Below are 9,276 nucleotides of genomic sequence, written 5' to 3' on the forward strand. Positions count from 1 at the left end.
TGAAATAAAAATCTTTGATTTTTTACCTTGCGAACTTTGCTAAGCAAAGCGCCTTAAAATATAACGGTTTGAAAAGTAATACTTTGCGTTAAATAATATTGGCTATTTTCCGCCGAGTTCACATTAAATAAAATGGCAAAAATATATTTGGAAACTTTCATTAATGCAGATATAGAAAAGGTTTTTGATTTGGCAAGAGATATTGATCTTCATCAAAAATCTATAGAAAAAACAAAAGAAAAGGCAATTGTTGGAAGAACTTCAGGATTGATTAATCTGAATGAAACGGTCACTTGGAAAGCCAAACATTTAGGTGTGAATCAAACATTAACATCCAAAATCACGGAAATGGAAATTCCTATAAAATTTACGGATGAAATGCTGAAAGGAGCTTTCAAATCTTTGAAGCATCAGCATTTGTTTCAAAAGAAAAATGAAGGAACTTTAATGATTGATATTTTTGAATTTGAATCACCTTTTGGAATAATTGGTAAAATTTTTAATTCACTATTTCTTAAAAATTATCTCAAAAAATTTCTTCTCGAAAGAAATGAATTCATAAAACAGTCGGCTGAAAAGAAAAATTAATACAAATTTTTTCCTATTTTTTCAAAAAATTTTCCAACCAGTTTAAAACTATTTGCATCTATTATTGTAAAACCAGTCGTATGAACCATGATTTATTTATTAGATGCAAAAATAAAGACCGCAATGCGCAGCGGAAACTTTATGAGCATTATGCAGGTCGGCTGTATGCAACCTGTAAGCGTTACCTGAAAAACGACGAAGATGCAGAAGAAGTTTTGGCAGATTCTTTTTATATCATTTTCACGAAACTTAATCAGTTACAAAATTTTGACGCCTTTGAAGGATGGGCAAAAAAAATTACGGTAAATGAATGTTTACAAAAATTGAGAAAAAAAGATCAGTTGAAAATTTCTCTGGAAGAAACGTATGTAGAACCGAAATCTGAAGAACAGCAAAATTTTTCCTTTGAAAAGGATATTCTTTCTCTTCTGAATTTCCTTCCGGAAGGCTGCAAAACAATTTTCAGTTTGTTTGCGATAGAAGGATATCCACACAAGGAAATTGCACAGATGCTTTCTATTTCTGAAGGAACATCAAAATCTCAGGTCAATTTTGCGAGAAAAAAACTTCAGGAACTTCTTCAGTATCAAAATGTTTAACAATTAGTTTTGAAAAAAATGGAAAATAACAACAAAAATATAGATCAGCTTATAACCGAAGCCAGCAAAAAAGCGGAAGAACATATTGTATTTCCTGCTTTTGAAAAAGTTTGGGAAAAAGTAGAAAAACGTTTAGACGAAAAGAAAGATAAAAAGAAAATTATTCCAATTTGGCTTCCTTACGGAATTGCAGCAGGATTGGCTTTAACATTCGGAGTTTTGTATTTCTTTAATAAAGATGAAAAAAATAGTTTGCCTCAGAAATCAGTATTCACAAAAAATGCAATTTTACCAAAATCAAAAGCTGAAAAAATTGAAAATGCGATAAAATCTGATGCAGAAGAAACAATCTCTCCTGAAGCTCCAAAAATTATTGCATACGAACCTCCTCCAATTGCGGACTATGGAGTTAGTGTTTCAATTGAGCCTCCGGTTATTGTAAATCACGATGAAGTTAGAGATTACATTGCACCGCCACCTCCTCCTTCAAAGGGAGTGAAAAGTTCTACATCGAATGAAATAGAAGGGGTTGTACTAACAGCTATGGGAATTAAAAGAGAATCTAAAAGTTTAGGTTATGCAACAACTACTGTTACAGCAAGTGAAGTGACAAGTTATCCTAATCCATCTAAGGCAAAAGCTTTAGAAGGACGAGTTGCAGGATTAAAATTGGAAGATGGAGAGCATAAATCGAATTTAGTAATTCGTGGAGCAGCTTCTTTAGCTAAAAGTAAAGAACCACTTTATGTGGTAGACGGAAAAATTTTTCCGTCCAATATTTTGGAAAAACTTGATCCTAAAAAAATATTAACGTTTAATGTTCTTAAAGGTGGAGCTGCAATTGCTTTATACGGAAGCAGGGGAGCTAACGGAGTTATTGTTATCAGTACTAAAAATCTCACTCGTGCTGAAAAAAGAAAGCTAAAAAGAGAATTGAAATTTGCAAAACCGGAATTAATTGAAAAAACAGAGGATATCATAATTGAAGAGCCTGAAAAAGATCTACCAAAAGCAGGACAATTAACAGCAGGTGAAGTAAATGATTTTTCCAAATGGAATTATTGGCAAGATATAGCAGTTCCTACTTTGGATGAATATAAAAACACATGGAAGTTTTTTCCTGAAAGAAGAGTGTCTTTGCAATTGCTGAATCAGGACAAAAAACCTGCAATCGGTGTTAAAGTAAAATTATTGAATGACAAACAAGAAACAATTTGGGAAGCCATTACCGATAATCTGGGAAATGCGGAAATGTGGATTTCTCCAAGACTTGATAAAACAGACACTTCTTCCAAATTTTATATTGCTGATTCTTCGGGTAAAATTCTTACTGATAAAGTAAAAGAATTTAAAGATGGACAAAATCTCATCTATATAAATCAGCAATGTCTTGCTTCCAGAGATTTGGATTTGGCTTTTATTGTGGATGCCACTGGTTCGATGGGTGATGAAATCTCTTATCTTCAGTCCGAATTATTGGATGTTCTGAAAAAAGTAGAAAACAACCTGAAAAATACAAATGTACGTTATGGTTCTGTTTTTTATCGAGATCAGGGAGATGACTACGTTACACGAAAATTTGATTTTTCAGACAAAGCCGAAGATTTAATTAATTTCATAAAAAAACAAAGAGCAGGTGGAGGTGGAGATACTCCGGAAGCTGTGGTGGAAGCTATGGAAACTTCAATTGATGAACTAAAATGGAGCAGCGGAAATAGTACAAAAATAATGTTTCTGGTTTTAGATGCGCCACCACATTTGTCAGATAAAAATATTGATCGATTATTTGATAAAGTGAAGCTGGCTGCTCAAAAAGGAATAATCATTATTCCACTTGCTGCAAGTGATACAGATAAACAAACTGAATATTTGATGAGAACTTTTGCTTTATTAACGAACGGAACGTACACATTTCTTACCAATGATAGCGGAATCGGGAACAATCACATCGAGCCAACAGCTTCAGAATATGAAGTAGAAAAACTCAATGATTTATTGTTGAGGCTTATTATGCAGAGATCATCAATTCCGGATTGTGAAAAAGGTATTGAAAATGAATACCTCAACAAAAAATTGGACGTGGAAAGTATGGAAGCGAAAAGTTTTACAGCAAAAATTTATCCTAATCCTACTAATGGCAATTTTAAAATTCAGTCTGTTACTGCAATTGATGAATTTGATCTTTATGATATTACAGGAAAAGTATTGATGAGAAAAGAAAATCTTCCGAAAGGAATTAATGAATTTGATATCACTCCTTATCCACAAAGTATTTATATGATTCGCTTAAAATATGGAGAAAAATGGGAAACTTTTAAAATTATAAAACAGTAAATTTTTTCCAAGTAATGTTTAAAAAGCAACTCAACCAGAGTTGCTTTTTCTGCTATCAAAAACAAATAATTTTCCTTAAATTCGCATCAAAATTTTTAATCGAATGAACTACGATATTATTGTCATCGGAAGTGGTCCCGGTGGTTATGTTACAGCAATCCGAGCTTCACAATTAGGTTTCAAAACTGCAATCATCGAAAAAGAAAATCTTGGCGGAATTTGCCTCAATTGGGGATGTATCCCAACAAAAGCATTGTTAAAATCGGCTCATGTTTTCAATTATTTAAAACATGCAGAAGATTATGGCTTGAATAAAGTGGAAAATCCGGGTTTTGATTTCTCGAAAGTAATCCAGAGAAGTAGAGGAGTTGCCGGAAAAATGAGCAAAGGAATTGAATTTCTGATGAAGAAAAACAAGATTGATGTCATTATGGGAACTGCCAAAGTAAAACCAGGCAAAAAAGTTTCTGTAGCGGATGCAGAAGGAAAATCGACAGAATATTCCGCCAATCATATTATCATTGCAACCGGAGCTCGTTCCAGAGAATTGCCGAATCTTCCGCAAGATGGTAAAAAAGTAATCGGGTACAGACAAGCGCTTTCTCTTCCTGAACAACCAAAATCCATGATCGTAGTTGGTTCCGGAGCAATAGGAGTGGAGTTTGCAGATTTTTATCATTCGATGGGAACTAAAGTAACAATTGTAGAGTTTATGCCAAATATTGTTCCTGTAGAAGACGAAGAAGTTTCAAAACATGTTGAAAAATCTTTGAAAAAAGCAGGAATCGAAATCATGACCAATTCTTCCGTAGAATCTGTAGATACTTCAGGAAATGGTGTAAAAGCAAATGTGAAAACGGCCAACGGAAATATTACATTGGAAGCAGATATTCTTCTTTCAGCAGTGGGAATTGCTGCCAATGTAGAAGGAATCGGTTTGGAAGAAGTAGGAATCAAAACCGATAAAGGAAGGGTTCTCGTAAATGAATGGTATGAAACTTCTGTTCCGGGATATTATGCAATCGGAGATATTATTCCGACTCAGGCTTTGGCTCACGTTGCTTCAGCAGAAGGAATTATTTGTGTGGAAAAACTTAAAGGTCTTCATGTAGAAAAAATAGATTACGGTAATATTCCGGGTTGTACATATTGTCATCCGGAAATTGCATCGGTTGGTCTTACAGAAAAGCAAGCCAAAGAAAAAGGCTATGAAATTAAAGTTGGAAAATTCCCTTTTTCAGCATCCGGAAAAGCAACTGCAAATGGTGATGTAGATGGTTTTATTAAGGTAATTTTCGATGCAAAATATGGAGAATGGTTAGGTTGCCACATGGTTGGAGATGGAGTTACCGATATGATTGCTGAAGCTGTTGTTGCAAGAAAATTAGAAACAACAGGCCATGAAATTATTAAATCCATACATCCGCATCCAACATTATCAGAATCTATAATGGAAGCTGCTGCTGCTGCTTATGGAGAGGTGATCCATATATAATACTTTGAAATAAATAATTTTTATAGATGCAAAAACCACAGAAAAAATCTGTGGTTTTTTTGTAATATTTGGTAATTAAAAAATGTAAAAAACACAGATGAATAAATTTTTTTTAATGCTGACATTCTATGTTATTCCTGGAAATTAAAGAATGTTAAAATAGTCAATACTATCCATACCAAAACTGAATATTATGAATAAACTATCAAATCCCATTAAGAATAAACTTTCCCATATTCAGAATATATTGCTGTTGGTGTTTTTTACTACTTTACTGATATATCCTTTCAGTAAAGAAGCAGTAAGATATTGTTCAGGTTTTTCGTTCCAGATATTATATCAGTTTGGTGCGCTTCTATTTTTTATGGCTCTTCAAATACCGGTACGAAAATCTCCAGGAGAAAAAATTGAAAAATTTTCCTATATAGTGAGCCGAATTTTTGCTTTAATACCATTAGGTTTAGTAGGGATTATTGCTACTTGTACATTTTTAATTGGCAAAGAAAAATTGCTATTTCCTTTTTTGTTAGTGCTGATTGATGTTATAAAAATGAAATATTTTCTTGGTGTATCTGATGAACAGCTTACAGCAAGATATATTTTTATGGCGACATTGTCACTGTTTACACTTTTCTTGCCCATGACATTTTTGTTTTGGATGCAAAATCCTCATCTAGATTTTAATGAAAATCATGGACTTATTTCTGCAATAGTATTTACAACAGTATTTCTTTTTCTTGACTTTTATCCATCATTTCCTGCCAGATTAGGTGAAAAAATAGACAGACTATAAATGATGGTTAGTTTCAAAAACCATAATTGTTTAAAGTTTTTCATAAATAAAAGAAATAATTTTCTATTCAAAACATAGTATTAGAACTTAATCATAAAAATAAGTCTTTTACTTTTTTTAATTTTGATTGAGAATTCACAAGATGAACATGAAAAAAATAGGTTTGGTACTTTCCGGAGGCGGAACTAAAGGAGTTGCACATGCAGGAGTTTTAAAATTTCTGAAAGAAAAAGATATTCAACCTGATATTTTAGCATGTTGCAGTGCCGGTTCCATTGTAGGCTCGCTTTATGCAGTGGGAAAATCTCCGGAGGAAATTCTAAATTTTTTTGAATCGGTTTATTTTTTTAATTGGAAGCACTTTGCATTTAATCAGCCCGGATTGGTTTCTTCCAAAATTTTCAGGATGTATCTGGAACCTATTTTTGGTGAAATGAAAATCGGCGAATTGGAAAAGGATGTTAGAATTGTTGCAACGGAATTGGTTTCCGGAACGCAGGTGATTTTTGGAAAAGAATTCAAAATTATTGATGCCATTATTGCTTCCTGCTCAGTTCCCGGAGTTACAACTCCCTATATTATCGGTGAAGAATTATACAGCGATGGAGGTGTTCTCAATAATTTTCCTGCAGATATCATTAAAAATGATTGTGATATAATGATCGGTGTTTTTGTATCTCCACCTCAAGATATTAAGCTAAGTGATCTAAAATCCATTAAAGCTGTAGTTTCCCGTTCTTATGATTTGCTTTCGTATCGTACGGAACTTCATAAATTTTCTTATTGCGACTGGTTTATCACTTCCAAAAAATTGGCAAAATTTGGAATGTTCGAAAGAAAATCCGAAATTTTGGAAGAAATTTTCGAAATTGGTTATGAAGCCGCAATGGAAAGTTTTGAAGAAAATTTTTTAAAAGATTAAAGTAAAATATTTAGGATAAATATATAAGCCAACTGCAATTGCACCTAAAGTACTCAGTAAAACTGCTCCTGCTGAAATATCTTTAATGATTTTAATACGTACATCCAATTCCGGCTGAATAATGTCGCAGATTTTCTCAATACAGGTATTGATGATTTCCAAACATAAAACAGCAAAGCAAACGACAAAAATAAATGCAGCATCAATTGCAGAAAGTTTTAGGAAAACGATAAGAAAAAGATTAGCAAGCAAACCTAAAATTTCAATCTGAAAATTTCGTTCGTTTTTGAGAATCCAGATCAGACCATTCAATGCGTAAACAACACTTTTATAGAAAGGATGTTTCTTCATTTTACCAGTTTTTGTCGATCATATAAACTAATTGACCCATTGCAATTGCTCCTAAAAGTAATTCCCGACGATTTACTTTTTCAAAAGTATCTTCTTCAGAATGATGAATATCAAAATACCTTTGAGAATCGGGAACTAATTCTGCAGTGGCAGTTCCGTTATCTTTCATGGGTTCCACATCTGTTCCTGCATATTGCAAATCAAAATTATAAACTCCATAAGGTAGAAATAGATTTTTCCAGGATTGTATCTGCTTTCTTTTATTTTCATCCATTAATAAAGCGATTCCGCGAGGTGTAAAACCACCACCATCACTTTCTATGGCAAAAAGATGTTTTTCATTATTTTTTTTGGCTTCTTCGGCATATTTGTCTCCACCTCGAACTCCATTTTCTTCGTTGGCAAAACAAACCACCCGAATGGTGTGATTATTATTTAGTCCTAATTTTTTAAAAGTTCTGAGAACTTCAATACTTTGGACAATTCCGGTTCCATCATCAGAAGCACCTTCACCAACATCCCAAGAATCCAGATGTCCGCCAATTACAATTACACTTTGGTCTTTTTTTCCTGTAATTTCGCCCATTACTGAGTACGAAAGTTTATCTTCTTTCATTGTACAATTGGAGTTGAGCTTTGCGGTTAATTTTTGAGTTTTCAAAATAAATTCCAATTCATCTGCTGTTTTCGATCCGATTGCAACAGCAGGAATTTTGAAAGTATCATCTTCATCGTAACGCATCATTCCGGTATGCGGAACATCATCCAATGCAGAAGAAAGTGAACGAATAATTACCGCTTTTGCACCTTTTTTTCCTGCCCAGCTTGCTGCGGAACGACGGTAAATTCCGGCATCACCATACGCTTGTCCTGTTGAAATAAAGGTTTGGTTAAAAGGATAATTAATAAAAACGATTTTGCCTTTTACTTCTTCGGGTGATAATTTGTCAAAGTCTTCTTTATTTTTTGCAAAAACTATTTCTCCCACCAAATCTTTACCTTTTGTTCCTTCGGAATTGCCCAAAGAAAGCATTTTTACAGATTTCCATTTTCCGTCTTTTCCCCGGATTTGTAAAGATTCTTTTCCTCTTTCCCAAACCGGAACCATTACTTCCTGTTTCCAGACTTTATCTGCGCCTGCTTCTTTCAATTTTTGAACAGCCCATTCCGTAGATTTTTCGTATGCTTCTGAGCCGCTCAATCGGTGTCCGATTTTTTTAGTCAGTTGCCAAAGATTTTGATACGCAGTTCCGTTAACCAAAATTTCATCAGAAATTTTTTTGAACTGAACGGAATCTTCTTTAGTTTGGGAAAATAAAAAACCGCCCAAAAAGAGCGGCAGTATGAGGAGTTTTTTCATTACACTTTTTTGGTGTTACGAATTTAAAGATTTTGCTGTCCGAAACAAAAAATTGATTGTAAAAGTTGAAAAGAAATACTCCATATAAGGGTGATAGATCAATTCTTAGTCATATTAAAAAAAGCCCAAGTATTTTTTTTAAAAAACATCTAAAGGTTTTCCTAAAAACGTATAGACGTTTTGCCCAAAAGATACGGACGTTTTGCACAAAACGTCCGCATCTTTTTATATTATATCAAAGCTATTTCTTTAGCAGGCTTTCGATGAGCTTGTTTTGGGATTCTATCAGTTGGGTTATTTGAGCCTGATTTTTTAGGATATTTTCAATCAATTCTTCTGAAATAGTATTATTGATAGTAACAGTATTATTATTGTGAATATTTCCTATTGCCTTATCTGTATTATTCTGGATGATGGATTTTTCATCCAGTAATTCATAAACATCTGTTTCATAAAAATCGGCAATTTTCATTAGGTTTTCCATTGCAGGTTTTGCTTTATCACTTTCCCATTTATTATATGCATTTTGAGAAACATGAAGTTTTTCAGCGATTTGAAGCTGTGTAAGATTTTTGTCTCTTCTTAATTTCGTAAGTTTTGTTCCGAGAGTCATGATGAAATATTTATGCTAAAATAATGAAAATATAAAAAACAACTAAGGGTTTATTCATTTTACAACCAAAGTTGTATAAGATTAAATATTTTTTTCATCAAATTTGCTTTTCAGATTAATAAAAATACATATATTTAACCAAACTAAATGCTTATGAAGAAAATCAACCTGATTTTATTTTTTATTTTGCTATTTTCCGTTTTAAGTTGTCGAACAGAATT

The 9,276-nt window shown here is 33.0% G+C and carries 9 protein-coding genes; 6 read left to right on the forward strand and 3 right to left on the reverse strand.

Annotated elements, in window-relative coordinates; genetic code table 11:
* The first annotated feature begins 132 nt into the window (after positions 1–132).
* The 6 genes from AC2A1C_RS08265 to AC2A1C_RS08290 all read left to right on the forward strand — a co-directional run bounded on the left by AC2A1C_RS08265 (position 133) and on the right by AC2A1C_RS08290 (position 6,731).
* A complete protein-coding gene (locus tag AC2A1C_RS08265) occupies positions 133–588 on the forward strand; it encodes an SRPBCC family protein (protein WP_484025167.1) in 456 nt (151 codons plus the stop codon).
* An 80-nt stretch (positions 589–668) separates the two neighbouring features.
* Positions 669–1,187: an RNA polymerase sigma factor gene (locus AC2A1C_RS08270; RefSeq protein ID WP_484025169.1), complete on the forward strand. Its 519-nt coding sequence runs from the start codon at positions 669–671 to the stop codon at positions 1,185–1,187.
* Between the two features lie 18 nt (positions 1,188–1,205).
* A complete protein-coding gene (locus tag AC2A1C_RS08275) occupies positions 1,206–3,521 on the forward strand; it encodes a T9SS type A sorting domain-containing protein (RefSeq protein WP_484025171.1) in 2,316 nt (771 codons plus the stop codon).
* A 103-nt stretch (positions 3,522–3,624) separates the two neighbouring features.
* The gene (lpdA, locus tag AC2A1C_RS08280) at positions 3,625–5,016 is read left to right on the forward strand and encodes a dihydrolipoyl dehydrogenase (protein ID WP_484025173.1); all 1,392 of its coding nucleotides are present in this window, start codon (positions 3,625–3,627) and stop codon (positions 5,014–5,016) included.
* Between the two features lie 193 nt (positions 5,017–5,209).
* The gene (locus AC2A1C_RS08285; protein WP_484025175.1) at positions 5,210–5,809 is read left to right on the forward strand and encodes a hypothetical protein; all 600 of its coding nucleotides are present in this window, start codon (positions 5,210–5,212) and stop codon (positions 5,807–5,809) included.
* Positions 5,810–5,957: 148 nt separating this feature from the next.
* The gene (locus tag AC2A1C_RS08290) at positions 5,958–6,731 is read left to right on the forward strand and encodes a patatin-like phospholipase family protein (RefSeq protein WP_484025177.1); all 774 of its coding nucleotides are present in this window, start codon (positions 5,958–5,960) and stop codon (positions 6,729–6,731) included.
* Here AC2A1C_RS08290 and AC2A1C_RS08295 read toward each other — a convergent pair.
* The 3 genes from AC2A1C_RS08295 to AC2A1C_RS08305 all read right to left on the reverse strand — a co-directional run bounded on the left by AC2A1C_RS08295 (position 6,720) and on the right by AC2A1C_RS08305 (position 9,055).
* Positions 6,720–7,082, reverse strand: a complete 363-nt coding sequence (locus AC2A1C_RS08295) for a diacylglycerol kinase family protein (protein WP_484025179.1) — start codon at positions 7,080–7,082, stop codon at positions 6,720–6,722. The genes AC2A1C_RS08290 and AC2A1C_RS08295 overlap by 12 nt on opposite strands.
* 1 nt (position 7,083) lies before the next feature.
* Positions 7,084–8,442 carry a M20/M25/M40 family metallo-hydrolase gene (locus AC2A1C_RS08300; RefSeq protein ID WP_484025181.1) on the reverse strand — a complete coding sequence of 453 codons (1,359 nt, stop codon included), beginning with the start codon at positions 8,440–8,442 and terminating at the stop codon, positions 7,084–7,086.
* Between the two features lie 241 nt (positions 8,443–8,683).
* On the reverse strand, positions 8,684–9,055 hold the full coding sequence (locus tag AC2A1C_RS08305; protein WP_484025183.1) for a helix-turn-helix domain-containing protein: 372 nt from the start codon (positions 9,053–9,055) through the stop codon (positions 8,684–8,686).
* Positions 9,056–9,276: the final 221 nt, after the last annotated feature.

It is taken from the genome of Chryseobacterium sp. HNCC26DJ241 (assembly GCF_057180505.1).

Excerpts from the sequence above, each read along its gene's own strand:
- lpdA (WP_484025173.1), top strand. The coding sequence starts at position 3,625 with ATGAACTACGATATTATTGTCATCGGAAGTGGTCCCGGTGGTTATGTT.
- AC2A1C_RS08265 (WP_484025167.1), top strand. The coding sequence starts at position 133 with ATGGCAAAAATATATTTGGAAACTTTCATTAATGCAGATATAGAAAAG.
- AC2A1C_RS08295 (WP_484025179.1), bottom strand. The coding sequence starts at position 7,082 with ATGAAGAAACATCCTTTCTATAAAAGTGTTGTTTACGCATTGAATGGT.
- AC2A1C_RS08290 (WP_484025177.1), top strand. The coding sequence starts at position 5,958 with ATGAAAAAAATAGGTTTGGTACTTTCCGGAGGCGGAACTAAAGGAGTT.
- AC2A1C_RS08285 (WP_484025175.1), top strand. The coding sequence starts at position 5,210 with ATGAATAAACTATCAAATCCCATTAAGAATAAACTTTCCCATATTCAG.
- AC2A1C_RS08270 (WP_484025169.1), top strand. The coding sequence starts at position 669 with ATGAACCATGATTTATTTATTAGATGCAAAAATAAAGACCGCAATGCG.
- AC2A1C_RS08305 (WP_484025183.1), bottom strand. The coding sequence starts at position 9,055 with ATGACTCTCGGAACAAAACTTACGAAATTAAGAAGAGACAAAAATCTT.
- AC2A1C_RS08275 (WP_484025171.1), top strand. The coding sequence starts at position 1,206 with ATGGAAAATAACAACAAAAATATAGATCAGCTTATAACCGAAGCCAGC.
- AC2A1C_RS08300 (WP_484025181.1), bottom strand. The coding sequence starts at position 8,442 with ATGAAAAAACTCCTCATACTGCCGCTCTTTTTGGGCGGTTTTTTATTT.